Annotated in this window: 33 protein-coding genes and 1 pseudogene; 24 read left to right on the top strand and 10 right to left on the bottom strand. The window is 69.0% G+C overall.

All coding sequences use genetic code 11. The features are described from left to right. Positions 1 to 545: 545 nt before the first annotated feature. The 3 genes from ACWZEH_RS11395 (at position 546) to ACWZEH_RS11385 (ending at position 2,498) form a co-directional block, all read left to right on the top strand. Positions 546 to 764, top strand: a complete 219-nt coding sequence (locus tag ACWZEH_RS11395) for a hypothetical protein (RefSeq protein WP_456197959.1) — start codon at positions 546 to 548, stop codon at positions 762 to 764. A 93-nt stretch (positions 765 to 857) separates the two neighbouring features. Further along, positions 858 to 1,928 (top strand): sporulation protein, encoded by a 1,071-nt coding sequence (locus ACWZEH_RS11390; RefSeq protein WP_456199542.1) that lies wholly within the window; start codon positions 858 to 860, stop codon positions 1,926 to 1,928. A gap of 114 nt (positions 1,929 to 2,042) precedes the next feature. Then, positions 2,043 to 2,498, top strand: a complete 456-nt coding sequence (locus ACWZEH_RS11385) for a tellurite resistance TerB family protein (protein WP_456197958.1) — start codon at positions 2,043 to 2,045, stop codon at positions 2,496 to 2,498. A 472-nt stretch (positions 2,499 to 2,970) separates the two neighbouring features. On the opposite strand, the gene ACWZEH_RS11380 is transcribed toward ACWZEH_RS11385, so the two are convergent. The 3 genes from ACWZEH_RS11380 to ACWZEH_RS11370 all read right to left on the bottom strand — a co-directional run bounded on the left by ACWZEH_RS11380 (position 2,971) and on the right by ACWZEH_RS11370 (position 4,868). Further along, the gene (locus ACWZEH_RS11380; RefSeq protein WP_456197957.1) at positions 2,971 to 3,900 is read right to left on the bottom strand and encodes a M56 family metallopeptidase; all 930 of its coding nucleotides are present in this window, start codon (positions 3,898 to 3,900) and stop codon (positions 2,971 to 2,973) included. Between the two features lie 5 nt (positions 3,901 to 3,905). After that, a complete protein-coding gene (locus ACWZEH_RS11375; RefSeq protein ID WP_456197956.1) occupies positions 3,906 to 4,310 on the bottom strand; it encodes a BlaI/MecI/CopY family transcriptional regulator in 405 nt (134 codons plus the stop codon). 159 nt (positions 4,311 to 4,469) lie between these two features. Further along, complete coding sequence (locus ACWZEH_RS11370; protein WP_456197955.1) at positions 4,470 to 4,868, bottom strand: BlaI/MecI/CopY family transcriptional regulator; 399 nt, start codon at positions 4,866 to 4,868, stop codon at positions 4,470 to 4,472. Positions 4,869 to 5,066: 198 nt separating this feature from the next. Between ACWZEH_RS11370 and ACWZEH_RS11365 the strand changes: the two genes are divergently transcribed. The 5 genes from ACWZEH_RS11365 to tatA all read left to right on the top strand — a co-directional run bounded on the left by ACWZEH_RS11365 (position 5,067) and on the right by tatA (position 9,151). Then, positions 5,067 to 6,470: an LCP family protein gene (locus ACWZEH_RS11365; RefSeq protein ID WP_456197954.1), complete on the top strand. Its 1,404-nt coding sequence runs from the start codon at positions 5,067 to 5,069 to the stop codon at positions 6,468 to 6,470. 152 nt (positions 6,471 to 6,622) lie between these two features. Next, the gene (locus ACWZEH_RS11360; protein WP_456197953.1) at positions 6,623 to 7,198 is read left to right on the top strand and encodes a TerD family protein; all 576 of its coding nucleotides are present in this window, start codon (positions 6,623 to 6,625) and stop codon (positions 7,196 to 7,198) included. Between the two features lie 134 nt (positions 7,199 to 7,332). Then, positions 7,333 to 8,079 (top strand): hypothetical protein, encoded by a 747-nt coding sequence (locus ACWZEH_RS11355; RefSeq protein WP_456197952.1) that lies wholly within the window; start codon positions 7,333 to 7,335, stop codon positions 8,077 to 8,079. Positions 8,080 to 8,254: 175 nt separating this feature from the next. Next, the gene (locus ACWZEH_RS11350; RefSeq protein ID WP_456197951.1) at positions 8,255 to 8,833 is read left to right on the top strand and encodes a TerD family protein; all 579 of its coding nucleotides are present in this window, start codon (positions 8,255 to 8,257) and stop codon (positions 8,831 to 8,833) included. Positions 8,834 to 8,875: 42 nt separating this feature from the next. Then, entirely contained in the window at positions 8,876 to 9,151 is a 276-nt protein-coding gene (gene tatA, locus ACWZEH_RS11345; protein WP_456197950.1) for a Sec-independent protein translocase subunit TatA, read from the top strand. A gap of 908 nt (positions 9,152 to 10,059) precedes the next feature. On the opposite strand, the gene ACWZEH_RS11340 is transcribed toward tatA, so the two are convergent. The 4 genes and pseudogenes from ACWZEH_RS11340 to ACWZEH_RS11325 form a co-directional block, all read right to left on the bottom strand. Then, on the bottom strand, positions 10,060 to 10,488 hold the full coding sequence (locus tag ACWZEH_RS11340) for a VOC family protein (protein ID WP_456197949.1): 429 nt from the start codon (positions 10,486 to 10,488) through the stop codon (positions 10,060 to 10,062). A 153-nt stretch (positions 10,489 to 10,641) separates the two neighbouring features. After that, positions 10,642 to 11,097 (bottom strand): type II toxin-antitoxin system VapC family toxin, encoded by a 456-nt coding sequence (locus tag ACWZEH_RS11335; protein WP_456197948.1) that lies wholly within the window; start codon positions 11,095 to 11,097, stop codon positions 10,642 to 10,644. Next, positions 11,087 to 11,356 carry a type II toxin-antitoxin system Phd/YefM family antitoxin gene (locus ACWZEH_RS11330; protein WP_456197947.1) on the bottom strand — a complete coding sequence of 90 codons (270 nt, stop codon included), beginning with the start codon at positions 11,354 to 11,356 and terminating at the stop codon, positions 11,087 to 11,089. The genes ACWZEH_RS11335 and ACWZEH_RS11330 overlap by 11 nt, the downstream gene beginning before the upstream one ends. Positions 11,357 to 11,845: 489 nt before the next feature. Further along, positions 11,846 to 12,605, bottom strand: a pseudogene (locus tag ACWZEH_RS11325) (GntR family transcriptional regulator). Positions 12,606 to 12,683: 78 nt separating this feature from the next. Between ACWZEH_RS11325 and ACWZEH_RS11320 the strand changes: the two are divergent. The 8 genes from ACWZEH_RS11320 (at position 12,684) to ACWZEH_RS11285 (ending at position 17,902) form a co-directional block, all read left to right on the top strand. After that, positions 12,684 to 12,962, top strand: a complete 279-nt coding sequence (locus ACWZEH_RS11320) for a hypothetical protein (RefSeq protein ID WP_456197946.1) — start codon at positions 12,684 to 12,686, stop codon at positions 12,960 to 12,962. Between the two features lie 12 nt (positions 12,963 to 12,974). Further along, positions 12,975 to 13,289 (top strand): hypothetical protein, encoded by a 315-nt coding sequence (locus ACWZEH_RS11315; protein ID WP_456197945.1) that lies wholly within the window; start codon positions 12,975 to 12,977, stop codon positions 13,287 to 13,289. Between the two features lie 196 nt (positions 13,290 to 13,485). Next, positions 13,486 to 13,710, top strand: coding sequence for a hypothetical protein (locus ACWZEH_RS11310; protein ID WP_456197944.1), 225 nt, complete (start codon positions 13,486 to 13,488; stop codon positions 13,708 to 13,710). 7 nt (positions 13,711 to 13,717) lie between these two features. Further along, a complete protein-coding gene (locus tag ACWZEH_RS11305; protein WP_456197943.1) occupies positions 13,718 to 14,449 on the top strand; it encodes a GntR family transcriptional regulator in 732 nt (243 codons plus the stop codon). Next, positions 14,446 to 14,748, top strand: coding sequence for a hypothetical protein (locus ACWZEH_RS11300; RefSeq protein WP_456197942.1), 303 nt, complete (start codon positions 14,446 to 14,448; stop codon positions 14,746 to 14,748). Before ACWZEH_RS11305 ends, ACWZEH_RS11300 begins: the two co-directional genes overlap by 4 nt. A gap of 785 nt (positions 14,749 to 15,533) precedes the next feature. Then, positions 15,534 to 16,382: an IS5 family transposase gene (locus ACWZEH_RS11295; RefSeq protein WP_456193830.1), complete on the top strand. Its 849-nt coding sequence runs from the start codon at positions 15,534 to 15,536 to the stop codon at positions 16,380 to 16,382. Further along, a complete protein-coding gene (locus ACWZEH_RS11290) occupies positions 16,379 to 16,777 on the top strand; it encodes a hypothetical protein (RefSeq protein ID WP_456193829.1) in 399 nt (132 codons plus the stop codon). The genes ACWZEH_RS11295 and ACWZEH_RS11290 overlap by 4 nt, the downstream gene beginning before the upstream one ends. Before the next feature lie 285 nt (positions 16,778 to 17,062). Beyond that, positions 17,063 to 17,902, top strand: a complete 840-nt coding sequence (locus tag ACWZEH_RS11285) for an IS5 family transposase (RefSeq protein WP_456192207.1) — start codon at positions 17,063 to 17,065, stop codon at positions 17,900 to 17,902. A gap of 215 nt (positions 17,903 to 18,117) precedes the next feature. Here the strand turns inward: ACWZEH_RS11285 and ACWZEH_RS11280 are convergent, their stop codons facing one another. Next, positions 18,118 to 18,573 (bottom strand): hypothetical protein, encoded by a 456-nt coding sequence (locus ACWZEH_RS11280; protein WP_456197941.1) that lies wholly within the window; start codon positions 18,571 to 18,573, stop codon positions 18,118 to 18,120. 235 nt (positions 18,574 to 18,808) lie between these two features. Next, entirely contained in the window at positions 18,809 to 19,297 is a 489-nt protein-coding gene (locus tag ACWZEH_RS11275; RefSeq protein WP_456197940.1) for a polysaccharide deacetylase family protein, read from the bottom strand. Positions 19,298 to 19,761: 464 nt separating this feature from the next. Here ACWZEH_RS11275 and ACWZEH_RS11270 point away from each other — a divergent pair, with 464 nt between their 5' ends. After that, the gene (locus tag ACWZEH_RS11270) at positions 19,762 to 20,787 is read left to right on the top strand and encodes an HNH endonuclease signature motif containing protein (RefSeq protein WP_456197939.1); all 1,026 of its coding nucleotides are present in this window, start codon (positions 19,762 to 19,764) and stop codon (positions 20,785 to 20,787) included. Positions 20,788 to 21,119: 332 nt separating this feature from the next. Here ACWZEH_RS11270 and ACWZEH_RS11265 read toward each other — a convergent pair whose 3' ends face one another. Then, positions 21,120 to 21,584 (bottom strand): NUDIX hydrolase, encoded by a 465-nt coding sequence (locus ACWZEH_RS11265; RefSeq protein ID WP_167534432.1) that lies wholly within the window; start codon positions 21,582 to 21,584, stop codon positions 21,120 to 21,122. Positions 21,585 to 21,602: 18 nt separating this feature from the next. Here ACWZEH_RS11265 and ACWZEH_RS11260 point away from each other — a divergent pair, with 18 nt between their 5' ends. The 7 genes from ACWZEH_RS11260 (at position 21,603) to ACWZEH_RS11230 (ending at position 25,576) form a co-directional block, all read left to right on the top strand. Further along, positions 21,603 to 22,382, top strand: coding sequence for a GntR family transcriptional regulator (locus ACWZEH_RS11260; protein ID WP_456197938.1), 780 nt, complete (start codon positions 21,603 to 21,605; stop codon positions 22,380 to 22,382). A gap of 139 nt (positions 22,383 to 22,521) precedes the next feature. Then, entirely contained in the window at positions 22,522 to 22,878 is a 357-nt protein-coding gene (locus ACWZEH_RS11255) for an SCO3933 family regulatory protein (RefSeq protein ID WP_456197937.1), read from the top strand. A 3-nt stretch (positions 22,879 to 22,881) separates the two neighbouring features. Continuing rightward, positions 22,882 to 24,240, top strand: a complete 1,359-nt coding sequence (locus tag ACWZEH_RS11250; protein WP_456197936.1) for an FtsK/SpoIIIE domain-containing protein — start codon at positions 22,882 to 22,884, stop codon at positions 24,238 to 24,240. A gap of 84 nt (positions 24,241 to 24,324) precedes the next feature. Continuing rightward, positions 24,325 to 24,993 (top strand): DUF2637 domain-containing protein, encoded by a 669-nt coding sequence (locus ACWZEH_RS11245; protein WP_456197935.1) that lies wholly within the window; start codon positions 24,325 to 24,327, stop codon positions 24,991 to 24,993. Positions 24,994 to 25,020: 27 nt separating this feature from the next. After that, a complete protein-coding gene (locus ACWZEH_RS11240) occupies positions 25,021 to 25,215 on the top strand; it encodes a hypothetical protein (RefSeq protein ID WP_456197934.1) in 195 nt (64 codons plus the stop codon). A gap of 1 nt (position 25,216) precedes the next feature. Beyond that, positions 25,217 to 25,408 carry a mobile element transfer protein gene (locus ACWZEH_RS11235; RefSeq protein ID WP_456197933.1) on the top strand — a complete coding sequence of 64 codons (192 nt, stop codon included), beginning with the start codon at positions 25,217 to 25,219 and terminating at the stop codon, positions 25,406 to 25,408. Between the two features lie 12 nt (positions 25,409 to 25,420). Further along, the gene (locus tag ACWZEH_RS11230; RefSeq protein WP_456197932.1) at positions 25,421 to 25,576 is read left to right on the top strand and encodes a hypothetical protein; all 156 of its coding nucleotides are present in this window, start codon (positions 25,421 to 25,423) and stop codon (positions 25,574 to 25,576) included. The last annotated feature ends 8 nt before the right edge of the window (positions 25,577 to 25,584 follow it).

Here is a 25,584-nt window from a genome sequence, read left to right as displayed (position 1 = left end):
TGCCGCCGGCCCCGCCCGGACCGCCCGGCCCGGACCGCCGCGGCCGGCCACCGGCTCCGCGAGCGGACGCCTCTCCCCGTCCGCGGGCACGGCCGGCTCGTACGCGCGGCGCGTGGGCGGATCGCACGGCACGGACGCCTGCGAGATCCCGCGGTCCGCGCGGCAGGCCGGCGAGAGACGGCCCGACGAGCATGCCGGTCACCGGTGAGGCCACCGTGATGGCCGGCTGCGCGTCGAAGAGCCGAAGGGCCGGCCCGCATGCGGCCTTCAACGCGCCGTCCGCGCAGGGGCGGGCTTCCGCCACCTCCGTAGGAGTGCTTTTCGGACGTTCCGCCGGGATGTCGTCCGTGAGCGGTGGCCTGCCTTTATGCTTCTACATGCGTGTAGATGACGCGCGGGGTGGCCCGGATGTTTCCGGTTGCCCTGCGGGCGGCGGACAAGGGGGCGGGAGGGTGCGCGCCGGTTTGAGCGGGAACGTACCGCCGGTCGCACCCCCGGCGGTACGTCGCCCTGACCATCCAACCGTTTTCCCTGGGAGGGCTGTCGTGGCTTCGATCGACCTGGACAAAATGCTGGACAAGGCGTGGGCGGACAAGAGTCTGCCGGAGATCCTCGCCGCGCCGGTCGCCGCGCTGAAGGGGGTCTCGGACCGGGACGGTGAACTCCTGCAGGAGGCGTTCGGCGTCAAGACGGTCGCCGATCTGGCCGAGCTGAAGTACGCGCGCTGGGCGCAGGCCCTGGCCGCGCTCGACGCCACCAAGTAACCCTTCCGCCGGGCGGCGGGCTCCACTTCCTTCGGGGTCTGCCGCCCGGCGGAGTCAAGAACCGTACGTACACATGAAGGAGTGAACGCCACGATGGTGTTCAAGCGGCTGCTCGGTTCGCTCGGCGTGGGTGGGCCCACGGTGGACACGGTCCTCGCCCCGGGCGCGGTGCTGCCCGGCGGGGCCCTGAGCGGACAGGTCCACCTGAAGGGTGGCGACGCCGACTTCACGATCGAGCACATCACCCTGGAGCTGGTGGCCCGCGTCGAGGCCGAGCACGACGACGGGGAGTCCGAGGGCGCGGTCGTCTTCGACCGGTTCAGCGTCGGCGGGAGCTTCCGGCTCGCGGCCGGCGAGACGCGCAGCGTGCCCTTCAGTGTGATGCTGCCGTGGGAGACCCCCGTCACCGAGCTGTACGGGCAGCCTCTGGGCATCGTGCTCGGGGTGCGCACCGAGCTGGCGGTGGCGGGCGCGAAGGACAAGGGCGACCTCGACCAGCTCGCGGTGCGCCCGCTGCCCGTCCAGGAGGCGGTCCTGGAGGCGCTCGGGCAGCTCGGCTTCGGCTTCAAATCCGCGGACCTGGAGTGGGGGCACATCGGCGGGACCGGCCAGCAGCTGCCCTTCTACCAGGAGGTGGAGCTCGCCCCGGCGCCGCAGTACGCGCACCAGGTCAACGAGATCGAGGTGACCTTCCTCGCGAACCCGGGCGGCGTGGAGGTGGTCCTGGAGGCCGACAAGCGCGGCGGCTTCCTCTCCGGGGGCCACGACGCCGTGACCCGTTTCACCGTCAGCCACCACGGCGTCGAGCAGGTCGACTGGAGTGCCGAGGTCGACGGCTGGATCCGCCGACTGGTCGAGCACCGTGCCTCCTACGGTGCTCACGGTTCGTACGGTCATGGCGCATCGCACCACGGCAGCCCCTACGGACACGGTGACCACTACGGTCACGGCGACCCCTACGCCTCCCACGGCCCTCACGCCCACAAGGGCGACCACGGCCACGGTGACGGTCACGGCGGCGGCTCCGGGCCCGGCATGGGCACCGTGATCGCGGCCGGTGCGGCGGGGCTCGCCGTCGGTGTGGTCGGTGGCATGGTCGCGGCCGAAGTCGTCGACGAGGTGGGCGACTTCTTCGAAGGTGACGACGAGGGCGACGAGGGCTGAGAAGTCCTCGCGCCGCTGCCGCCCCTGGTAGTTTCTACATCGATGTAGAAGTCGTGGTCGTCCGGGCCGTTCTCTCCTTCGGCCCGGGTGGCCCCTGGGACGTACGGAGTGGGCATGGCCCTGTGGGACCGGATCAAGGAGTCCGCATCGACGATGCAGACCCAGCTCATGGCGAAGAAGAACGATCTGAAGAGCGGCGCCTTCCGCGATGCGAGCATGGCGATGTGCGCGCTGGTGGCCGCCGCCGACGGCACCATCGACCCGTCCGAGCGGCGCCGCGTGGCGCAGTTGATCGCGAGCAACGAAGTGCTGCAGAACTTCGACGCCGCGGACCTGCAGCGACGCTTCGAGGGCAACCTGGACAAGCTGACCGCGGACTTCGACTTCGGCAAGGTCGGCGTGCTGCAGGAGATCGCCAAGGCGAAGAAGAAGCCGGCCGAGGCGCGCGCCGTGATCCAGATCGGCATCGTCATCGGCGGCGCCGACGGCGACTTCGACAGGACCGAGCAGGCGGTCGTCCGCGAGGCGTGCTTCACGCTCGACCTGCCGCCGCACGAGTTCGACCTCTAGGGGCCGCCCGGCGGGTCGAGGCGGAGGGAAACCGGCGGTGCCTGCCCAGCCCGGGGAGGGGCGTGCAGGCACCCGCGTCCGCGGCATGCTCCGCCGGAGCCCTGAGCCTTTCCGCACGGGGCGGGAAAGGGGACGGGCGCGGAGGTCTCCGGAGTCACCGATGCCCTCCTGACCGGCGTCGCCATCGGGGCGCCGGGACGGCTGGTTCTGCCGAACCGTCAGCGCGTGGCGTGCCGTGGACGGTCGGTGCGGGTATCGCCGAGAGCCTCGTGGGCACCGGTGTCGCCGCGGGCCGGGAGCGGCGGACACCAAGGTCGTCGGCCGGACCGGATGGTTCGTCCGGATCGGCCTCGATGCCGCGGGCGTGGCCGCCCTCGAACGCCTCAAGGCCCGTGGCCGGCCGGCAGGGCGCCCTCCAGGGGCCGGCGCCGAACGGAAGTCCCGCCCTTCGCACCGCAGGGCGGGACTTCCGTTACGGCGGGGTGGCCGCGTGCAGGATGAGGAACAGTGTGACGGCCGAGTTCGCCGAGGACAGCGCCGAAACGGCGGTGCCCGCGGCGGCTGTCCAGGCGGCCAGGCCCACCGTGGTGAAGACCGGCGGCCAGATCCGGGTGGCAGGAGCCGGCCCGAACAGGGCGGCGACCCGGCGCGGCACCGGACCCGGGGCCGCGAAGTGCGCGAGCGTGGCGACGGGCGCGCCCCGGGAGATCAGGGCGGACTTGCCGATCGCCAGTGCCACGGTGCGCCGGCTGCCCACAGCGGTGGCCGCCTCCTCGTCCGCCCACCGCTCCGCGCAGTACGTGACGGCGGTCCGCAACGGCCGCAGGAACGGGTTGGCCCGTGCGGCGAGCCGCACCGTGAGCAGGAACCGGTGGTGGCGGTGGGTCAGATGGGCACGCTCGTGGGCGAACAGCGCCCGCCGCTCGGCCGAATCGAGCCCGTCGAGCATCCCGGTGGTGACCACGATCCGGTTGCGCCTGCCGGGCAGCGCGTAGGCGTACGGCAGTTCGTCGGGCAACACCGCCACCGCCCTTGCCGGCAGGCCCGCGAGGGCGCTCTCGGCCCGGCGGCGTACGCGGTGATGGCGCCACGCCGTCCTGACGCACGCGGCGAGTACCGCGATCAGGGCGGGAATGGCGGCCTTTCCCGCGATCTCGTCGTAGGGCACCGCCTCGCGGACCTCCGGGTCCGACCAGCCGTCGGGCAGCGGGTTGCCGGGAAGCTGCGCGGTGCCGACCACCATCAGCAGGGCCAGGCACAGGGTGCTGCACACCGCGAGGACCCCGGCGACCGCCGACAGCAGCCAGGTCGCCGCCCTGGGCTGCAGATGCTGTTCGGCGAGGCGGGCGACCGGCCAGGCCGTTAACGGCAGCACCAGCGGCAGGAAGACGAAGACCCCCATGGCGTTCAGCCCTTCTCCTCACCGGGGCCCTGGGCCAGCAGATCGCGCAGCAGCTGACCGTCGCCCGGTGTCAGGCTGGTCAGGAAGTGGGCCAGGACCGCTTCCCGGTCGCTCTCGGCGTCCAGGACCTTCCGCATCCGCAGAGCGGCCAGCCCGGCCGCGTCGGCGACGGCGGTCCACTCGAACGAGCGGCCCGCCCGCCGGCGGGCGACCGCGCTCTTGGCATGCAGACGGGTCAGGATGGTCATCACCGTGGTGTAGGCGAGGGTGCCGCCGAGGCGTTCTTGGACCCAGCCCGCGGTGACCGCTCCGGGAGCCTGGTGCAGCGCAGCGAGCACCTGCGTCTCCAGCTCACCCTGGCCGCGCCGGCGCGGGGACTGCTCGGGGCCGCCCCTGTTCTGGTCCGTCATACCGCCAACCTCCCGCCTCTCGGCCCCGCCCGCCGCTGCGGGGACGGTTCATCGTACTGAGCCCGCCCCGCCCGCCCGGCACCGTTCCCACGATGCCCGCTCCCGGGCGTTGGGCAAGGCCCCGCTCCGGCGGGGCGCGGCCGTGGCGGGGCGCAGGCATCAGCCGCCCGTGTCCGTGGCGGCGTCGAGCCTCAGTCGCAGCGACCGTTCCTCGTCCGGGGACAGGCCGGCGACGAAACGGCTGAGTACGGCGTCCCGGTCGCTCTCCTCGTCGAGAACCCGGTGCGTGCGCCGGGCGGCCGGCTCCGCCGCGTCGGCGACGGCGCTCCAGACGTAGGAGCGTCCGTCGCGGTGGCGTACCACGGCCTGCTTGCCGTGCGGCCTCGTGAGCGTGGTCACCACCGTGGTGCAGGCGAGAGCGGGATCGACCCGCTCACGTACCCAGCCGGCCGTCACCGGCCCCGGCGCACCGCCCAGGGCGGCCGGCACACCGGCCTCCAGCTCGCCCGGCCCTCTGCGGGGACGGCCACGCGGCGGCTCGTCACGCTCCTCGTCCACCTGTCGCTCCTCTCCGCCGCTGCCGGACGCGAGGCAGGGAAGCATGCCCTCGCACACGTTCACGATGCCCCCTGGCCCCGCCATCTTCTACGCCGTTGTAGATTCTTGACTCCGCCGGTCCGGAGGCAGGGGGCCGCCGGGCGGAATCACGACACAGCACAGCCGACCGTCGAACCGGGCGGCAGGGGAGGCGGACACGTGGACGGACAGCATGGCGCGGCCCGCCGACGCGGCGGGCCGGGTGCCCGTTCCCGGGACGGCCGGCGCACCGGGACCCGGCTGACCCGGCGAGGGAGGGTCCTGGCCCTCACCGGCGCCGTCCTCGCCCTCCTGCTCGTCGTGGGCGGCGCCGGCTCCTGGCTGTACCAGCGACTCGACGGCAACATCCAGGCCGTTGGCATCGACGACAAGGTCGGCGGGGACCGACCGGCCAACCTCAGCCCCGGCACGAAGAACATCCTGGTGGTCGGCTCGGACAGCCGGGACGGCGACAACGCCGAGTACGGCAGGGGCCCGACCACCATGCAGTCGGACACCCTGATGGTGCTGCACATCGCCGCGGACCGGAACTGGGCCGCCGTGGTCTCCCTGCCCCGCGACTCCTGGGTGCGGATACCCGCCTGCGACCGCGGGAACGGCACGACCTCCACCCCGCACCACTTCAAGATCAACGAGGCATTCGCGATCGGCGGCACCACGGGCGACATCGGCGGCGCCGCCGCCTGCACCGTCAAGACCGTCGAGCAGAACACCGGGCTGCGCATCGACCACTTCCTCTCGGTCGACTTCCAGGGCTTCAAGGGCATGGTCGACGCGCTGGACGGCATCGAGGTCTGTCCGGAACAGGCGATCCGCGACACCAAGGCCCACCTCGACCTGGAAGCCGGATGCCAGACGGTCAAGGGCGAGCAGGCCCTCGGCTACGTCCGCACCCGCTACAGCGTCGGCGACGGCTCCGACATCGGACGCATCGGGCGCCAGCAGGAATTCATGCGGGCCCTGGCCGCCAGGGCCCAGGACAGGCTGGCCAGCCCGGGCGACCTGTACTCCTTCCTGGACTCGGCGACCAGGTCGCTGACCACCGACGAGGGCCTCGCCGGGATCAAACCCCTGGCCGGCCTCGCCTCCAGCCTCAAGGGCATACCCGAGGACCGGCTCACCTTCCTGACCGTCCCCAACTACCCACGCGAACTGGACGTCCCCTCGGACAAGGCCAACATCGCCTGGCAGTACCCCCAGGCGCAGACCCTCTTCACCGCTCTCGCCGAGGACCGGGAAGTCGACAAGGACGAACTGGCCGCCGCCAGGCCGGTCCCGGCCCGCACGGTCACCGTCCAGGTCCTCAACGGCACCGGCACGTCCGGCCGGGCGGCCACCGCCGCCGAACAACTGCGCGCAGCCGGCTACACGGTCACCGGCACCGGGAACGCCCCCACTCCGGCGAAGGAGACCACCGTGACCTACCCGCCCGGCCTCGAAGAGCAGGCGAAGGCCCTGACCGCCCGCCTCAAGGCCCCCGCCACCCCCCGGCAGGACCCGCAGGCCGCACCCGGCGTGGTGACCCTCACCATCGGCCCCGGCCACCCCGGACTGCGCGGCTGACCGGCCCGGCACCACCGCGAACCGGATCCGATCGCGGGCCGGGCGGCCCCGACACCGCACAACAAATTCTACAGTGCTGTAGATTTCGGGTTCGGTCACTCGGCGGACCGGGCGAATTCGCCTGGTCCCTGGACATGGAAGAGGGGTACGGCATGGGTGTGAGCCTCGCCAGGGGCGGCAACGTCTCGCTCAGCAAGGAAGCCCCCGGTATGACCGCGGTCCTGGTCGGTCTGGGCTGGGACGTCAGGACCACCACCGGCACCGACTACGACCTCGACGCCTCCGCGCTGCTCGTCGACGTGGCCGGCAAGGTCCCCTCCGACCGGCACTTCGTCTTCTACGACAACCTCAGGAGCCCCGACGGCTCCGTCGAGCACACCGGCGACAACCTCACCGGCGAGGGCGAGGGCGACGACGAGGTGGTCAAGGTGGATCTCACCGCCGTGCCCGCCGAGGTCGACCGCATCGTCTTCCCGGTCTCCATCCATGACGCCGAGGGCCGCGGTCAGAGCTTCGGCCAGGTCCGCGGCGCCCACATCCGCGTCGTCAACCAGGCCGGCGGTGCCGGGATCGCCCGCTACGACCTGTCGGAGGACGCCGCCACCGAGACCGCGATGGTCTTCGGCGAGCTGTACCGCAACGGCGCCGAGTGGAAGTTCCGCGCCGTCGGCCAGGGCTACGCCTCGGGCCTGACGGGCATCGCCTCGGACTTCGGCGTCGGCGTCTGACCCGCCGTCACGCACCGCGGAGAGGCCGGACCGTACGCCCGGCCGCCCATGACGGGCACGTCCGCTGCCGCACGCCCGCCGCGGGTCCGCACGGCCGCGGCGCCGACCCGCACCACACGATCCGGGGGATCCTCATGCTCGAGCCGGGCTGTCTCGAAACCGTCGACAGGACCGACTTCGAACACACGCTGCACGAGGCGCTGGGTGCCCCCGACATACGAGAGGCCCTGCGCCGGCCGACCGCGCAGGTCACCGAAGGCCAGCTGCGCTCCCGGGCGCTGGCCGCGGCGGACACCATCGCAGCCGAAGCCGCCACCGAGTACGCCGCCCTGCTCCGACTGCGGACCGCGGCCGTCCCGGACCGCCCCGGCCGGCCGCGGCGGTCCGCCCCCGCCCCCGCCCCCGCCGCCCCCGCCGCCCCCGCCGCCGTCGGCAACGGGCTGCCGGCGGCACTGGCCGTGCTCACTCCGGTCCTGTCCGTCGTGGCGGCGGTCGTATTCCTGTTCCTCGGTTACGGGCTCCACCTGGCCGGCGTCCAGCAGCCCCTTGCCGACACGCTGATCAGTGCCGGCTGGGTCGCCGGGGCCGTGGCGGTGCTCGCCGCCGCGGTGGCGGGTGCCGGGCTCGTGGTCACCGCGGTGCGGCACCGCGCCACCCCCCACCGCCCACAACCGGATACGGCCTCCGTGGCCCAGGCGCACGCGGAATGGCGCCGGGCTCTGCTGGAGCGCGGAATGCTCCCGTTCCTGCGGCGCCAGCTGCGCCGGGTGCCCACCCGCGAGCCGCGATCCCGCTCCGTCCCGCCTCCTGAGCGGCGGCGCACCCGCCCCGGCTACAGCAGCCCGGACTTCACCGGCCCCACCTACTCCTCCCGCGACTGACGCCGCTCCCGCGGGCGAGCCCGCAGACCGGACGGGTCCCGCGGGGCCGTGCCGTACCCGTCGAGGCCGGGCGCGCCCCCGCCCGCCACTTCTACAGTGCTGTAGATTCGCGTGGGCTGCCCCGGCGCACCGCCGGGGCTCCGTACTCAACTCCCGAAGCGCCAGGAGGAAACCGGTGGGAATCACGCTGACCAAGGGCCAGCAGATCAGCCTGGAGAAGACCGGCGGGCAACCGCTCAGCGTCGTACGCATGGGACTTGGCTGGCAGGCCGCCCCGCGCAAGGGTTTCCTCGCCAGGCTGACCGCCCGCGAGATCGACCTGGACGCCTCCGCGGTGCTCTTCGCCGGCACCCAGCCGATCGACGTCGTCTACTTCCAGCACCTGGTCAGCGATGACGGCTCGGTCCGCCATACCGGCGACAACCTCGTCGGCGGCGCCGGCGAGGGCGACGACGAGTCGGTCCTCGTGGACCTGTCGCGCCTGCCCGCCCACGTGGATCAGATCGTCTTCACCGTCAACTCCTTCACCGGGCAGACCTTCACCGAGGTGCAGAACGCCTTCTGCCGTCTGGTCGACGAGAACACCGGCCGGGAACTGGCCCGCTACACCCTCTCCGGCGGCGGCCCCTACACCGCTCAGATCATGGCGAAGGTCCACCGTTCCGGAGGCGCCTGGCACATGTCCGCCATCGGGGAACCGGCCGAGGGCCGCACCTTCCAGGACCTGATGCCCGCCATCGCCGGCCACCTCTAGCCGCCCTGCCGCCCGCTGTCCGGGGAGAAGACGAACACCCACATGTTCGGCATCAGTGAACTCGCCATCGTCCTCATCGTCGTCATATCGCTCTTCGGCGCCAAGAAGCTCCCCGAACTCGCCCGCTCCATGGGCAGGTCGGCCCGCATCCTCAAGAGCGAGGCCAGGGCGATGAAGTCCGACCAGGCCCCGTCCAGCCCGGCGGAGCCGGCCCTGGACGGGGCAGCGGCCCCGCGCGTCATCCAGGCCGCTCCCGGCGACGCGACAGGTCGTCCCGCGGCGCGGCCCGGCCCGGCGGCGACGCACCACGAACCGTGAGGCTTCCCCGGGGCGTGGGGCGTGGGGCGTGGGGAGAGGCGGCACAGGGGCAGGCGGGTCTCACGAGCGCCCGGGCGATGCCTGCCCCGAGGAAGCGCCCGCCGGAGCTGAGTGAGTGTGCGGTGCGGACGAACCCGCGCGGATAGCGCCTGCTCGGGCCGTTGCGCGGGCGGGCCACGGCGTGCCGGTGCCGCACACCGTCTGCGCACGGTGTGCGGCACCGGCCGGCCGCACACCTGCCTGAAGCCGATCAGAACCGTACGGTACGTCCCGGAAACGGCGTGAGGCGGCCAGGGGCCCACGAGAGTGGGCCCCTGGCCGCCTTCGTCATGTGCGGAGGCGCTGAACCGGGAGTCGCAGAAGAGGGGGATTCCGGGGGACGCCCGGGGGACAGACGGCCGTAGAGGCCCGGTTTCAGCCGGGGCAGCCGGACCTGCCGCCCGTCGCAGGAGGCGGGGCGGATTCGCGCGGATGGCTCAGAAGTCCATCCGGCCTGCAAGACGCCGCGCCCTGAGAGTGAGCTGGTGGCGCCCCGGCAGGACTCGAACCTGCGGCCAAGCGCTGAGGGGTCCTTGCACTATGCCCGCCCGGGTCGCACGGTCCGGCACCGCACCTCGCCGCGTTGCCGAGGAGCCCTGGTAGCTCCGCTGCGAGGGCTCTGTGGCGCCTTGCGACGCACGGCACCGGACCAACCGGACCACGCGACCTCATCGGGCGCTCATAGTGCAAGGACCCCTCAGAAGGTGTCAGGGGTTGAGCGATGTGCTCAACTGCGTCTTCGCCGGTCGCTCGCGCACGAATGCCGTCAAAGCGCTTGCTGTCATTTCCGGGTGACCTTTGGCTGATGACCGCCCCTCGTGCCTTCGCCGTGGCTCATGGGGACGGGGCGAAGGCACGTTCGCGGCCTCTCAGTCGATGCAGAACTCGTTGTCCTCGATGTCCAGCATCGGGATGCACGAATCATCGCCGTCGTACAGCGTGCGCACGTGCACCGCACCGAGCGGGACCAGTCGTGCGCATTCCGCCTCAAGTGCGGCGAGGCGTTCTTCCCCCACGAGTCCGGTGCCGACCCGCACATCAAGATGCACCCGGTTCTTGGCGGCCTTCCCCTCGGGGACACGCTGGAAGTACAGCCGCGGGCCCACCCCTGAGGGATCGACGCAGGCGAACCAGGAATCCCGCTGCTCAGGTGGCTGCGAGCGCTTGAAGGCGTCCCAAGTGGCAAACCCCGACGGTGGCGGCGGTACGACGTACCCCAGCACCTCGCACCAGAAACGAGCGAGCCGCTCGGGTTCTGCGCAGTCGAAGGTGACTTGGAACTTCCTGATCGGCGTCATCGGGTAACTGTATGGGCGCGTGCCGGCCGGTACCGAGGCTCCGGGCGCCATCTCCGTGCAGACCGGGTGACGTGATTCGGTGACGGGTGGTGGTGTCCGCGACCGGGAGTGGAACCACCCTGGCTTCCGGCGCAGGGCGGGGCCGACGGGGTACTACCGGTCGTGCAGGATCTCGGGCCGGGTGACGGGCACGATGGTGATCAAGTCGTCAAGGCCCTTGAAGTCGTCGGGGTTGGTGGTGAACAGAGGGAGTCCCTCGGCGGCCGCGACGGCGGCGATCATCAGGTCGGCCACACGGCGACGGGGCTTGCGGCCCGTGGAGACGACGGCGGCGCAGATTCTGCCGTAGATGCGGGCCGCCTCCACGTCGAAGGGGATGGGGTCGAATTCGTTTTCGGCGCGCTGCAGGACGTCCATGCGGCGGGCCCGCTCGGCGTGTTCGTCGTAGTCGCTCTGCTCGCCGCCACGCACCTGGTGGGGGCCTGCGGAGAGTTCCGCGAGGGTGATGGTGCTGATGGCCATCTCGGCAGGTAGCTCGTCGGCGTCGATCCACTTGCGCAGGATCATGATGTTGGTGTCGAGCAGGCCCTGCTCGTGCTCAACGGGCATACGGGTCACCCAACTCCTGCTCGACGACGGCGTCCTGGTCGTCGCGGAAGGCGTCCAGCGAGATGTCAGGGGCGGTACGTGACATGGCCGCGAACTCGGCGCGGGCAACGAAGCGGCGACGGCGGCGGAGCGGGATCAGCTCGCCGACACGATGCCCGTCGCGGGTGACGGTGAACGCCTGTCCTCCCTGGACGGCGTCCATGATCTCTTTGGAGCGGGTGCGCAGATCGCGCTGAGTGATCTCCGGCTGCGCTGTCATGCTGTCCACGATAGCGAAGGTGTGCTACCCGGTGCTACACCGTTACCCGCGATTACGGACAGGCGAAGGTGCCTGCTCCAGAGCGATGTGCATCCGGGCGCGAAAAAGCCCCTCACGCGTTTTCGCAGGTGAGAGGTTATATGCGCCCCCGGCAGGACTCGAACCTGCGGCCAAGCGCTTAGAAGGCGCTGGGTGAGATCACCGGTGTACGCCCTCTGACCTCGTGTTCTTCCATTGATTACTGCGGGCCTGTGGCGTCTTCGACACACATGCGACAGAGGGGTGGGCGATGCATGTCGGCTGGAGCCGCCCGCCCGGGGTATCCGCCTGAGCATGCTTGCTGTAGTGGCCTACCGCTCGTACCACGGTGCAACGACCGTATGGGCCTTCGTGGTCGCCATTCTCATCGTGCTGGTGGCGGGTTGGTACATCCGGCGTCGAAGGTGAGTACGGCACCCACAGACCTGCTTCTCGGGATCCGACGGACCGCTACGGACGGTTGATCGGGATCTCGTAGACGATCTCGCAGTGCGCGGCGGGCACCACGATGTCCGCCGTCTCCACGGGCCGCCCCTGGTCGCTGTAGTACGTCCGCCGGATGTGCGTGACGAGCGCGGACTTCTGGATGCCCAGGAGTGACGCCTCCTCGGCGGTCGCCTGCCTCGGTTCCGGCTGCTCCACGGCGTGGCTGACGGTCACGCCGATCGCGGCCATGCGGTTCACCACACCCGCCCCGGCGTGCGGCCCTCCCTCGGGGAGGACGACGAGCGTGCCGCCGGTGAGGTCGTACGGCTCCCAACTCGTCGACAACTGCATCGGCCTGCCGTCGGCCAGGAACTCGTACGTCGTGCGGACGCACAGGTCGCCCTCGGCGATACCGAGCCGCGCTGCGATGTCCGCGGGCGCCGGCACCTTGGCGTCGGTCCGGCTCTCCCAGTCCCCTTGCTTGCCCAAGGCCTTCATGTCAGCCCGGAACGGCGACCCGTCGGGCTGCTCGCGCGCGGACGACCGGACCATGCGCACGCGCTGCCGGGGCTCGGCGACGTACGTACCCGAACCGGCGCGGCCCTCCAGCACACCCTGGGAGATCAGCAGCTCCTGAGCCCGACGGACCACGTTCTCGCCGACCCCGCACTCCTGGCCGATCTGGGCGCGGGACGGCAGGCGACCCCCCCGGCTCCCATACGTGCTCCGCGATTCGCCGCCGGAGTTCGTCGGCGACGCGGAGATAGGGCGGCTGCTCAGGCATATGGAAAATCTAGTCCACTAGCTCTAATCTAGTTAACTAGCTTCACTCAAAGTGATCGCCGGTGACGGAGGCTGCCCTGTGCCCGCTTCGGGAGTAAGCGCGGTGGCCATCGCCGCTCGGCTGTCCGCCGTCGGGCTTTTCGCTCGCGTGGAGGAGCACGACTGGTACACGACGGTCAAGGCGGAGGTGCCGGAATCGCTCTCCGCCGAGTCATGGCGGGAGGTCCTTGAAGTGGTGGCGGAGGCCGATCGGTTCGGGCTCCTCGCCACCAGCCTGAACGACCGCACTCTCTGGGCGGTCGTACGCAAAGCGGTCCCCGCGACGGGCGATGTCGGGGGACCGAGCCATCAGCGATAGGAGCCGATCAGCGTGCTCAACCGTATCCGCCGTGCCGCCTCGCTCACCAGAGCGCGGTACTTCCCCAAGGGCAGGCACCGCCGCCCCTTAACGCCCTACCGGCCGCCGGCCGCTCTCGCTTCCCCCGCGTCCACCGGCGAGCCGGCGGCCACCCTGGGCCAGGCCCTCGACATCGTGAATCGGCGACACCCGCTCCCGGGTGAGGACGTCGCGCTCGTCCGTCCGTACGTGCTGGCCTGGGAGAGGCGCGTACGGACGCGTTCAGTCGTCGTCGCTCCTCGTCTACCGGCTGAGGCATGGTCGGCCCTCGTGGGGGTCCACGGATGACCTCTCGCCGACAGCCTCACAACACCGACGCCGCGGCCGTCCCCTACCGATCGACCGCATGCCGGATCGGCACGCATTCCACCTGCGCGGAATCCTCCCCGGCGTCGGCGCCGGTCGGCCTCCCGGTGGTCTACGAGACGTGCGACTGCCCGTGCCACTCGATGCCCGACCGGACCACGGACGCGGAGGTAGGGCAGTGATCGACCGGACCCCCAGGAGCGCGCTGGCCTCCAACATCGAGGTGACCGCGACCACGGTGCAGCGCGGCGACATCATCCAACTTGGCGGCCGAGCCTGCCGGGTACAGGACCTCTTCCAACTTCCCCAAGGCGCTAAGCAACTGCTCTTCGAGTCGGGCGAGCTGCTGACCATGCACACGCGTACCCGGCTCGTCGCCGTGCGGATGATGAGAAGGCGGTGACCGGTCCGTGTCCTCACGCCATCACGACATCGCCGACGACCTCCGGCATCAGATCACGACCGGCCGCATCAAGCCCGGTGAACGCCTGCCGTCCGAAGCCGGTCTGGCCGACCGCTACAAGGTCAGCACGGTGACACTGCGCAGCGCCCTCGCAGTCCTCCAGGGCGAAGGCCTCGTCGAGAAGATTCACGGCAAAGGCAACTTCGTCCGTCGCCCGCTCCGCAAGATCGTGTATGTCGGTGGATGGGGGACGCTGGACCCGTGGACGGCCGCTGAGGCAGCCCTGCGGGTCACCGTGCGCAGCAACACGGTTCAGGCGGACGGGCGTCTGACGACGTTGCTGAAGGTGCCGACGGGCAGCCCCCTCGCAGAGTACGTCTGCGTCAGCCATGAGGGGGAGTCACCGCATGGACTGGCACGCATCTACATCCCGCGGGACCTGGCACCGGCCGGGATGCTCGACCACGAACCATCGTGCCGTGAGGCGGTCACGAGATTCGCCGTCCTCGGCGTGCCGCCGGCTGCTGTCCGGGAGACGGTCTGTGCCCGCCCACCTACACCGGACGAAGCATCAACCCTCCGGACCAACTCCACCGGGCCGGTCCTCGCGATCACACGCGTCACGACTGACCCCACCGGGCGAGTCGTCGAGGCGGCGCTTCTGGTGTTCCCGGGGGACCGCGTCGATGCCGTCTTCACGACCCACCACATGACCGACGAGAGGCAGACGCAAGGATGACGGCACCGGACGAACTGCGACTCCTCCCGTGGTCGGGAGCGGAGGGCAAGCCCTGTTACCTGAGCACCGACGACAGGGGCGGGTACATGTCCCGCCTGGCGGACAACATCGAGGCGATACAACTGGGCACGGCAGCGGAGTTGTTGAACCAAGCCCCGGAAACCCTCGCTGACGAGGACGCCGACGCGGAAGACCTGTGTCGGCTGGCACAGGAGCTGACCGGGGTTCTGCGAGACGTGCTCCGCGTTGCGACCAGCCGGGGGCACCTCCTCGCGGTGAGTGAGCCCCAGCGGCACTGAGGGGCGAGCTGGCGGCGTACTCCCCGTTCCACCTCGACGGGAGAGGAACCCGGACCGCGATTCCGGGTTCCTCTCCCCGTTTTGTCATGGTGGCTCACATACTTTTGGTCAGGTGAGACCTGTCCACAGGCAGACCACGGTGGGCTGATCACCGCTTTAGGAGTTCGATCCGAGCCCGTTCCGGCTGCTGTTGTGGACTGGTGCGGCGGCCTGACAGAGACGCTGATGTACGTCGCTGTCCGGCCTCGTTGATGTCAGCCGTGGATGTCGATCCGAGCGAGCCAGGCTTCACCTCTTGCTCCTCATCTGGGTTGGTAGTCCCAGAAGCAATAGGCGCACGCGCCACGTCCCTCCGCCGTGGCTTCGGCCAGCGCGACACGACGCCGAGGATGAGTGTCCATGCCCACACTCAGGGCGTACTCCTGCCCATCCTCCAGGGCCTTACAGGCCGAAGAGCGGTGGAAGACCTCGCCCCCGGCTGTGATGTAGACGAACTTGACCAGGCCCTCAGGGACAGGAGCGCAGTCCACGCACTGTTGGACAACTAAGTCGTGTATGCATCGCTCATCCATGCCGCCAGGTTAGTCAGCGGGTCTGACGGGACCGTCAAAGTTCATGCCAATCTGAACCTTAGGTCCAACCCCAAAGCGAGGTTGACCTCTTCGTCCCGAAGCAAATTTGAGTGGGCGGTTCGTGAGTCTTTGAGTGGTTCTGCTGTCGCCTGATGGTGTGGCGGCAGGACGGAATCCGCCGGTCCACGGGTGCTGATCTGGTGAGGTGACCGGGTGAGTGAACGCAAGTTGTACCCGAGTGACTTATCGGACGAGCAGTGGTCATTGATCGAGCCGGTGATCACCGCGTGGAAGGACCGGCACCGCTCGGTCAGCGGCCACCAGGGCGCCTACGACATGCGGGAGATCGTGAACGCGATCCTCTACCAGGGGCGAACCGGCTGCCAGTGGGCCTATCTCCCGCACGACCTGCCGCCCAAGAGCGCGACCTACTACTACTTCGCCGCCTGGCGGGACGACGGCACCGACCAGGTCATCCATGAACTTCTGCGCTGCCAGGTCCGTGAACGCGCCCGCCGATTAGAGGACCCGACCCTGGTGGTCCTGGACACCCAGAGTGTCCACGTGGCCGCCGGGGTCCCTGCCGCCACGACCGGCCATGATCCGGCCAAGCGGGTGCCCGGCCGCAAACGCGGACTGGCCGTGGACGTCCTCGGCCTGGTCATCGCAGTCGTCGTCCTCGCCGCGAACACCCACGACAACGCCGCGGGCATCCTCCTGCTGGACCAGGTCGCCGAGCACGCCGGCGGAAGCGTCCGCAAAGCCCTGGTCGACCAGGGCTTCAAGAACCAGGTCGTCGCGCACGGCGCCGGCCTGGGCATCGACGTCGAGATCGTCGCACGCGACCCGCAGGTCAAGGGGTTCGTGCCGCAGCCGAAGCGATGGAGGGTCGAGCAGACCTACGGCATCCTGATACTGCACCGCCGCCTGGTCCGCGACTACGAGCACCGCCCTTCCTCCTCCGCCTCGCGCGTCTACTGGGCGATGACCCACGTCATGACCCGCCGCCTCACCGGCGCGAACGCCCCCACCTGGCACGAGGCGAAGGCGGCGGCAGGGTGAACCTCCAGCCCCTGCTCGACGCCCTGGACCTCCAGGAAGACGCCGCCCGGGCCCTGGCCGACGACCTCCGCACGCAGATTGACGGCCTGCAGACCCGGCTGCGGGAGGCCGAGATGCACCTCGAACACCTCGCGATCACCCGCACGACCGTCACCGGCCTCGCCGACCGGCTCCCGAACGTCGCACCGGACCTGCCCGAGCACCCGGACTACCCCCGCATCCTGACCGCCTTCAACCAGACAACCGGACCGCTACGGGCCAAGGACGTCTGCGAAGCCCTGGGCCACGACCTGCTGCCAAAGAACGTCGAAGGCACCCGCGCCAAGCTGAAACGCCTGGTCAAACTCGGGATCCTCACCGAGGCCGACACCGGCAACTTCGCCAGGAAGCAATAGCCGACGCAACCTTGCTCCAACCTCAGCCGGAAATGGACATCACCCCACGAACCGCCCACTTAGAGGGCGTTTATGCAGGTTAAGCCCTAAATGCGGCTCTCGCCCCTGCCCTGCTTTGGGGGCCTTCATCCCGTAGGTGGCGAATGGCGGTCTCCAGGGCGGATGCTCAGCCATCCGTCTCGTTCGCTTCCATGCCTGGAAGTCCGTCTGGTTTGAAGTTGCCGTGGAATCGCCCAATGAACAGCGGAATCGAACATTCCGCCTCGCTCATGATCACGCTACGTCGTGAGCGAGCGCAAGCCGTACCCCAGCGACCTGTCCGACGCCCGATGGGCCCTGATCGAGCCGACGTTGACGGCCTGGAGAAAGGCCCGGCTCGACCGCAGGCCAACCGGGCAGCCGGCCAAAGTCGATTTACGCGACGTCTTCAACGCGATCCTCTACGTGAACCGCACGGGAATCCCCTGGAAATACCTTCCACATGACTTCCCGAACCACGGCACCGTCTATGCCTACTACGCGGCCTGGCGCGACGAAGGAATCTTCGCCCGGCTCAATTACGACCTGACCGGACTGGCCCGCGTGAAGGAAGGGCGCAAGCCTGAACCGACCGCCTCCGTGATCGACACCCAGAGCGTGAAGACTTCCACCAACGTGCCCGTGACCAGCCAGGGAACGGACGCCGCGAAGAAGATCGTCGGTCGGAAGCGCGGCATCCTCACCGACACGATCGGCCTCATCCTCGCCGTTACCGTCACCGCCGCCAGCCTGTCGGAGAACGCCCTGGGAATCCGTCTCCTCGACCAGGCGAAGGAGACGTACCCGACCCTCTCCAAGAGCTGGGTCGACACCGGCTTCAAGAACGCTGTCGTCGAGCACGGCGCCCGCCTCGGAATCGATGTCGAAGTCGTCAACAGGAACCCGGAGACCCGCGGCTTTCAGATCGTAAAAAGGCGCTGGGTGGTCGAGCGGAGTATCGGTTGGCTCATGATGCACCGCCGCCTCGCCCGCGACTACGAGACCCTCACCACCAGCTCCGAGGCCATGATCCACATCGCCTCGATCGGCAACCTCACCAGGCGCATAACGGACGAGACGACACCCACCTGGCGAGGAACGTACTAGGACGTAAACGGCAAGTTGCCCACTTCAAACGCCCTCTTAGGAGAGCGGCTGGGGCGCCCTGCGGGTGACCTGCGGCTTCACCGGCCGAGCTAACAGGTGGGGATACGCCCGCTAGCTACTCCTATTGACCGTGGTTGACCTCTGTATCTGGCACGGCTGTGGCACGCGGCGAACAGGCGGCCCGGGGTTTCGCCGGTTCTTCCGTTGCCGGGTGGTCAGCCACCGTATCGGCTGCGCAAGTCCTCGGTGGTCCGAGACATCAGCCCGATCACGCCTTGCGGTGACGCCTCGGCCAGCGGACGCTCCACCTGGGGGTCGTAGGCAGTCAGCCCGGTCTCCTTCTCGACGATGGCCGAAAGGGCGAAGACCTTGCCAAGCACGACCGCAGCGTTGTCCCCCGCATGCCAATAAGGCACAGTGATGCTCACCTCGTCACCGAAGACGGACAGGTCGATGCCCGTGTCCGAGTGGCTCAGGTCCCGCGACTCCTGCTCATACTCCGTGATGTCCACTTCACCCAGCAGGGCCCGGGCGTGCGGGACTATTCGACCCCAGGCTTCGAGGAGCCGAGCAGGAATCGGCTCGCTGTCGTCGGCTGCCTCCATCGCCTCCAGGACCTCATCCCAGGACTGCCCGTCACGCCGGCGCAAGAAGTAGATGTCGTAGCTCACCGCGCGATCGTAGGCACTCGAACACCGCGAGGGCAGGGCTGAAGCCACTTGCCCCCGCCAACTCCGGTGGCGCCATCAGCTTGGGAAGCTCGGGTTCCACGGAGTCGATGGGCTTGCTTACCTGCTGCAGAGCGGCCTCACGACCTGAGGGCGTGCTGGGTGGATGACCGCTGTTCCCCGTAGTACCCGCACTGTCTGGCACGGGTTGGCATGGGGGCGTGTTCAGGAAGGTGAGTCAGTGGCGCCGCGGACCCGGCACGCCGATGCCGGGGCCGAGGTCGGTGGAGGTGGTCAACGAGTGGGCCGCGGTTTTCAGGTCGTTCTCCCATCCAGGGAGCTCGTCGGGGCTGATCCATTCGCTGTAGTCCGCTGCGACGGAGAGGAACCGTGTCTCCTCCCAGGTGCGGGCTGCGACCGTCATCGACAGTCGGTCGGCCACGTCCTTGGGGCTCAGCTCGCCTTTCACGAGACCGAACGCGAGGCTCACGAGAAGGTGTCGGCCGGCTGTCTCCTCGTCGGGTAGGGGTGTGCCGAGTTCGTGCAGGGCTCGGACGTACAGTTCACGGATTTCGGTCTCGTCGCTCCTGCGCGGCAGGCCGGCCAGTTCGCGCAGGGAAGGGGAATCACGTCCGTCAACGAGCGCATGCGCAGCGAGCATCGGAAGTTCTTCGGGAGGGAGTACCTCCGCCACGTACTGCCAAGCGCTGTGCTGCAACCGGTCCATGCGGCCATCGTGGGGGTGATGAGACGTCCTGGCCAGCCGATTGCCGCTGCGGCCTCGGCTTCTTCTTGCCCTGGGTGTTGTCGGGGATCTTGGTGAGCTGGGTTTTTGCAGCTCAGGAGTAGTGGGCCCGTGCGCCTGGTGGTCGTCGTTGGTCGTCATTGGCCACTGTTGAGCGACCTCGGACGGCCCAGAGGCGGCCCAGCTCCGCCACACTCACTTGACGGCCAGCGCCCTCGATGCGCCCCGTCCTGAACCTCAGCCGACGACAGCCAGCCACGACGGTGGGTGCGCCGACCGACCACGCACGCGTGTGCCTCGCTGCACCGCCATCGGCCTCAGCCACGATGCCATGCCGTCGGCCAGAGTGAGCCACGACGGCCGGGCCGCTACGACGGTGCTGAGCCATCAGCTTGGGAAGCCCGAAACGCGATACAACATGGCGCGCGCCGCTCTAACATCTTCTTATGCCTGCCAAGAAAAAGAGAGTTCGCATCCCGTCTGAGCTTGCTGCACAAGTTCTCTTTGCTTCTGACAGGGCTTGCTGCGTATGTCGAGCAAAAGGAAAACCGATCCAGATTCATCACATCGATGACGATCCATCGAATAATAACTTTTCCAACCTCTCGGTTCTGTGCCTTGACTGTCATGATCTGACGCAAATAACAGGCGGATTTGGCAGGAAACTTGACGCAGATCAAGTTCGTCTCTATCGCAACCATTGGATAGATTCAGTAGCCGAGTCTCGCAAATCCAGTGCGCCGAGCATCTCAGAGCTAGAGGATAGGGATCTAGAATTGCGGCTCGCCACCTCGATTGCTGAAATAAATATCGAAAAGGAGGATTGGGCCGACCTTGCGCTACATTATGCGAACATTGGCAACAGGGAGTTGCAGGAGAAGTACACGGAAAAGGCCATCGCGACCGGTGTTTCCGACGAGATGCATTGCTATCTAAGGAGTCGGCAGGGGAGACCGGATCTGATCCCAGCTGATGTTAGCGAAAGGGAGATTCGTCGGCTGTCGGAGGGGCCTTATGCTGACGTCACCCAGCTAGCCCGCCTGCTGCGTATCCTAGGGCGCACTCGTGACTCCATGCGGAACTACGCCCAAGGAATGATCGAGAGTTTGAATGATGATAACCCATTCTCTGTGGCCTACTACCTTAAAGAGGTGGTCCAAGAGGGGATCATTCAAGATTTGTTCATCGAGGCGCTGAAGGAAGCTCGAGATCGAGGGGATCTTTGGTGGGAGGTGCGAGCTCTGGAGGAGCTGGGATGGCGAGACGAGCTCGCTGCAACTGTGCAGGAAAAGCGGGTAGAAATTGAACAGGGAGGGGATCCCTTCTTGCGGAGAATGCTGTATCACGCTGATGGTGACATGAATCGTTACGCTGACACGATTGAACTCATCGAAAGGGCAGAGCAGGCCGTAGTTGGTCCGGACGGGACAAGTTATGTCGTTTATGATTTCGACGAACCTGACGCTAAGTAGGCGGAGCGGCTTTGGGATGGTGCTACTTTGGCGCGATTGATCATGGCCCCGTAAGCTTCCGGCGCGTCGGGCAGTCTGTGGACCTGCCCGGTAAAGCACGACGTTGGGGCCATGATCTTCGAGGCTCGCGCCAAAGTGGCTCCGTAAAAGCCATGGAGTCGACCGCCCCAGCCACGACAAACTCTTCTCTGGCATGAGGTGGCTGATTGCTCAGTGCGCGGCACGGACGCTGGCCGGGCTGGAGCGGGACGGAGGCAGGAGCGCAGGCCCGGCCGGGGGCCGGGCCGCGCGCGGGGAGCGGAGCGAGCCGCCTTGATGAAGTAGGGAAAGTCTTATCCCGCTGGGATGAGTTGCTTGCCGTCGTGGCTCCGTACGTGGGGGCCGTTGCCGTCCAAGGCGTCCAAGAGCCTGATCGCGTAGACCTCGGCCATGCGTTCGCTGACCTCGTCGGGTGTGAGCCAGGAAACGGCCGTCGACTCACTCGACGTGCGCTCGGTGCCGCCGGAGGGCTTGCAGCGGAAGACCAGGGCGACGATGCCGCGGGTGGTGTTCTTGTACACGCCGGTGAGTTCATCCACCTCGACGTGGATGCCGGTCTCTTCCAGGACCTCGCGGGCTACGCCGGCCTCGGGTGTCTCGTCGAGTTCGAGCACTCCGCCGGGGAGCTCCCACGTGCCGTTGTCGGCTCGGCGGATCGCCAGGAGGCGCCCGTCCTCGCGCACTACTACTCCGGCGACGGATACGGAGTGCAGGGGTGAGGGCGTTGCTTCCTGTGATTGACTCATGTACAGGAGCATAGGAGGCGGAGAACGGCTATGGGAACTGCGGTAGAGGGGGGCAGGTCGGGGCCTCGGTACGTGCAGATCGCCGATGAGATCGTGCGGCAGATCCGGGCGGGTGTGCTCAAGCCGGGTGACATGGTGCCGAGTGAGTCGGAGCTGGTGGAGCGCTACGGCGTCTCGGGCGGCACGATCCGTAAGGCCATGGTCGAGGTGCGGGCGAGCGGGCTTGTCGAGACTCGGCACGGCAAGGGCTCGATCGTGAAGGACCGGCCGCCGGTGCGGCACCGCTCCTCCGATCGTTTCCGACGGTCCCATCGGCAGGGGGGCAAGGCCGCGTATCTCGCCGAGTCGGCGCAGTCCGGTGCTACGGCGAAAGTGAGCGTCCTCTACATCGGCCCCATGGAGGCCCCCGAGGATGCCGCCCGGCGACTGGGCGTCCCCACCGGCACTCAGGTGCTCGCGCGCCGGCGCCTCTACTTCCGCAACGGCACCCCGGTCGAGACCGCCACCTCATATCTCCCGTGGGACGTTGTCAAGGAGATCCCGGAACTGTTCGCCGAGAACCCCGGCGGCGGTGGCATCTACGCCCGACTCGAAGACCATGGCCACGAGTTCGCCGAGTTCGTCGAGACGCTGCAAGCCCGGCCGGCCTCCAAGGCGGAGGCATCCGAGCTGGCGCTCAGTCCCGGCGCGCCGGTGGTTCACCTGATCCGTGAGGCTCGCACGACGGCCGGTCTTGTGGTCGAGGTCTGCGACACGCTCATGGCCGCTGACCAGTTCGTTTTCGAGTATCGGATCCCCGCCGTCGACTGACAGCCGCCCAACTCACCGCAATCCGTCGCGACTTCGCAGCCGCGGCGGGTTGACTCATGTATAGGAGTCAGGCACTCTTCTTCTCATTACTCATGTACATGAGTGACGAAGTTCGACATCTATAGAGGAGTGATCTGCTGTGCGTCAGATTCCCGTGGAGACGTCCGGTGCCACCGTGATGGTCGCCAAGGCTCCGCAGCCCAAGGTCCGCGACCGCCGTACCGGTGAGATCGCCACCGACGCCGAGACCGGCGTCAAGCTGATGACGGTCGACGTGATGTTCGCGGCCAACGACGAGGTGGAGATCCTGTCCGTCACCGTTCCGGAGACCGGCTTCTCCGGTGAGCTGGCCATGGGCACCCCGGTCGCGCTCACCGGCCTGGTCGCCCGACCGTGGGAGAACGAGTTCAACGGCCAGAAGCGGCACGGGATCGCCTTCCGCGCGGTCGCCGTCACCTCGCTGGTCGACGTCGACTCGGCCTCGAAGGCGGCCTGAGCCATGACGTGGCCCACGGTCTTACTGCTGGTGGTCGTCGCCGCTGCGGGTCTCCTGCGGTGGCGGCGCCCCGCCTGGTACTGGCTGACCTTCGGGGTCACCCTCGCCGTTCTGCGGGTCCTGGTCCGCTACGCCTCGGTCATGGACGCCTGCGGCCTGACGGTCCCGCCTTCCCGCTGGCGTCTCACCCTGGCCCGGATGACCAACCGCCCGACGCCGGAGTCCCGCGCACCGCGCATCCTGCGGCTGCGACCCACCCGTACCGGATTGGTCCTGCGGCTCAAGCTCCGGCCGGGACAGGACGCCTTCGACGTCGCCGCCGCCTCGGACCGGCTGCGCCACTCCTTCGGGATGTACGGCGTCACCTCCCGTGAGCTGCGCTCGGGCGTGGTCGAGATCCGGATGACCGGCTACGACGTGCTCAAGCGGGTGCAGATGCCTGCCAAGACAGACACCTGCCCGATGCGGGTCCCGGTCGCACTGCGGGAGGACGGTTCGGTCCACTACCGCGACTACCGTGCCGTCCCGCACGGTCTGACTCTCGGTGCGACGGAGTCCGGCAAGTCTGTCTATCAGCGCAACCTCGTCGCCGGCCTCGCTCCGCAGCACGTCGCCCTGGTCGGCATCGACTGCAAACAAGGGGTGGAGCTGTTCCCGCTGGCGCGCCGGTTCTCCGCGCTCGCCGACAACCCTGACACCGCGCTGGAGCTCCTGGAGGCGCTGGTCTCCCACATGGGGGACGTGTATCAGCTCATCCGGGCCGAGCAGCGCGTCAGTGTCGCTGTGCCGGATGCGGAGATCGCCGCCGACATCTGGGACCTGCCCGAAGACCTGCGGCCGGTACCGGTCGTGGTCCTGGTCGACGAGGTCGCCGAACTCGCTCTCTTCGCGAGCAAGAAGGAGGAGGAGAAGCGGCGGGACCGGATCATCACCGCCCTGGTCCGCCTCGCCCAGCTCGGCCGCGCGGCCGGCATCTATCTGGAGATCTGCGGGCAGCGTTTCGGCTCCGAACTCGGCAAGGGCATCACGATGCTCCGTGCCCAGCTCACCGGCCGCACCGCCCACCGCGTCAACGACGAAACCTCGGCGAATATGGCCTTCGGCGACATCGCCCCGGATGCTGTCCTGGCCGCGATCCAGATTCCTGCTGAGACCCGCGGGCTCGCCATCGCCGGGGACTCCACCGGAGGTTGGCACCGCATCCGCGCCCCGCACACTTCACTTCGGCAAGCCGTGAACACCTGCAACAAGTACGCCGACCGCACCCCGGATCTTCCCGCCCTGGCCGCGTACCGGCCCTCGGTCGCCCCCGTGCCCTCGGCCCGTGTGCCGCTGTCCAAGACGGCCCCCGCCACCGCCTGACCTCTCCCGCACCCCACGGTCGGCGCGACCGTCCTTCGCGCCGTGTCCCTACCCCCGCCATGCCTGATCACAGGAGGAGCCGTCATGACCCGCCCCGCCCTCCGCGTGGACGCCGTGCTCGTTCAGGCCGTCATCGCCGGGGCACTGTCCTTCGCCCACCTCCACGACCTCGCCGCCGCCGCTGGACAGGACGGCTGGAAGGCCTGGGCCTATCCGGTCTCCGTAGACCTGCTCCTGGTCGCCGCCTGGCGACGGCTGCGCACGGACGGGCCGTCCCGGCTGGCCTGGTGCTGGTTCCTCATCGCCCTGGTCGCCTCGCTCGGCGCCAACGTCGCCACCGCCGGACTCCTCGACCTGGACGACGTTCCGGCCTGGCTGCGCATCCTGGTCGCCGCATGGCCTGCCCTGGCCTTCATGGGCGGCACTCTCCTCGCCCACTCGTCAGCCGGTCATACCACGGCTTCGCCGGACCCTGCGCCGGTGCCGGATCCCATACCCGAGGTGGAACCCGAACCGGCCCCTGCTGCTGAGCCGGAACCGGCCCCGGTCGACTCCGCCGACGCTGCCCCGGCCCTCCCGCCCGTCCACTCCGCTCCGACGCCGCCGGCCGTTCCGGTCCCGGCCGCGCTGGTGGACCACGCCCGCAAGGTCGCCGCCGACCACCACGCCCGGACTGGTGTCCGGATCGACACCGACACCCTGCGCGCCCGCCTCGGCGTTCCGCCGCACCTGGCCGACGCCATCACCGCCTAGCTCACCTGACCCGAAGGGAGACCCCTCGTGCTCGTCGACCCGGCCGACCTGACCGCCGCCGACCACCTCGACGCCGCCCGCGAGATGGCTGCCGCGGGCCGGTCCTTCCTCGCCCACCTGCTTGCCGAGGAGGCCGCCCGCCTCACCGCCGATCCGGCCACCGCCGCCGCGATCCGCGCCGCCTTCCCCGACCCGAACCTGACCCGAACGGAGACCGACTGACATGCCCGCCCGCGACTTCTTCCACTCCGTGATGCAGATCGGCCCGGTGCAGATCGGCACCCACCGCGACCGCCACGGCACCACCAAGCACGCCGCCGTGTGCAGCAACGACGGCTGCGGCTGGTCCGCCGACTACTCCAGCCAGTCCGCCGCCCAGCTCGCCGCCCGTACCCACCGCTGTCGCGTCCGCTAGGAGGCCACCGCCATGGATGTCCCGCTCTGGCTCGCCCTGATCGTCGTCGGCTGGCTCGGCGTCAAGCTGGTCCGCCCGCCCTGGTGGCTGATCGCCGTGTTCCTCATCGGTGGCTTCCTCCTCGCCGACAGCGTGCTTGCCCCGCTCATCGACACCGCCGTCAAGTAAGGAGATCC

This window comes from Streptomyces yamdrokensis, assembly GCF_053890455.1.
The sequence above is the reverse complement of the archived record's forward strand: the minus strand, read 5'-3'. Positions and strand labels throughout refer to the sequence as shown.

Bases quoted from the DNA above. Each gene is read 5' to 3' on its own strand.
- ACWZEH_RS11390 (WP_456199542.1), top strand. From the start codon at position 858: ATGGTGTTCAAGCGGCTGCTCGGTTCGCTCGGCGTGGGTGGGCCCACG.
- ACWZEH_RS11385 (WP_456197958.1), top strand. From the start codon at position 2,043: ATGGCCCTGTGGGACCGGATCAAGGAGTCCGCATCGACGATGCAGACC.
- ACWZEH_RS11380 (WP_456197957.1), bottom strand. From the start codon at position 3,900: ATGGGGGTCTTCGTCTTCCTGCCGCTGGTGCTGCCGTTAACGGCCTGG.
- ACWZEH_RS11375 (WP_456197956.1), bottom strand. From the start codon at position 4,310: ATGACGGACCAGAACAGGGGCGGCCCCGAGCAGTCCCCGCGCCGGCGC.
- ACWZEH_RS11360 (WP_456197953.1), top strand. From the start codon at position 6,623: ATGGGTGTGAGCCTCGCCAGGGGCGGCAACGTCTCGCTCAGCAAGGAA.
- ACWZEH_RS11355 (WP_456197952.1), top strand. From the start codon at position 7,333: ATGCTCGAGCCGGGCTGTCTCGAAACCGTCGACAGGACCGACTTCGAA.
- tatA (WP_456197950.1), top strand. From the start codon at position 8,876: ATGTTCGGCATCAGTGAACTCGCCATCGTCCTCATCGTCGTCATATCG.
- ACWZEH_RS11340 (WP_456197949.1), bottom strand. From the start codon at position 10,488: ATGACGCCGATCAGGAAGTTCCAAGTCACCTTCGACTGCGCAGAACCC.
- ACWZEH_RS11335 (WP_456197948.1), bottom strand. From the start codon at position 11,097: ATGCCCGTTGAGCACGAGCAGGGCCTGCTCGACACCAACATCATGATC.
- ACWZEH_RS11330 (WP_456197947.1), bottom strand. From the start codon at position 11,356: ATGACAGCGCAGCCGGAGATCACTCAGCGCGATCTGCGCACCCGCTCC.
- ACWZEH_RS11300 (WP_456197942.1), top strand. From the start codon at position 14,446: ATGACGGCACCGGACGAACTGCGACTCCTCCCGTGGTCGGGAGCGGAG.
- ACWZEH_RS11275 (WP_456197940.1), bottom strand. From the start codon at position 19,297: ATGGACCGGTTGCAGCACAGCGCTTGGCAGTACGTGGCGGAGGTACTC.
- ACWZEH_RS11270 (WP_456197939.1), top strand. From the start codon at position 19,762: ATGCCTGCCAAGAAAAAGAGAGTTCGCATCCCGTCTGAGCTTGCTGCA.
- ACWZEH_RS11265 (WP_167534432.1), bottom strand. From the start codon at position 21,584: ATGCTCCTGTACATGAGTCAATCACAGGAAGCAACGCCCTCACCCCTG.
- ACWZEH_RS11260 (WP_456197938.1), top strand. From the start codon at position 21,603: ATGGGAACTGCGGTAGAGGGGGGCAGGTCGGGGCCTCGGTACGTGCAG.
- ACWZEH_RS11250 (WP_456197936.1), top strand. From the start codon at position 22,882: ATGACGTGGCCCACGGTCTTACTGCTGGTGGTCGTCGCCGCTGCGGGT.
- ACWZEH_RS11245 (WP_456197935.1), top strand. From the start codon at position 24,325: ATGACCCGCCCCGCCCTCCGCGTGGACGCCGTGCTCGTTCAGGCCGTC.
- ACWZEH_RS11235 (WP_456197933.1), top strand. From the start codon at position 25,217: ATGCCCGCCCGCGACTTCTTCCACTCCGTGATGCAGATCGGCCCGGTG.
- ACWZEH_RS11230 (WP_456197932.1), top strand. From the start codon at position 25,421: ATGGATGTCCCGCTCTGGCTCGCCCTGATCGTCGTCGGCTGGCTCGGC.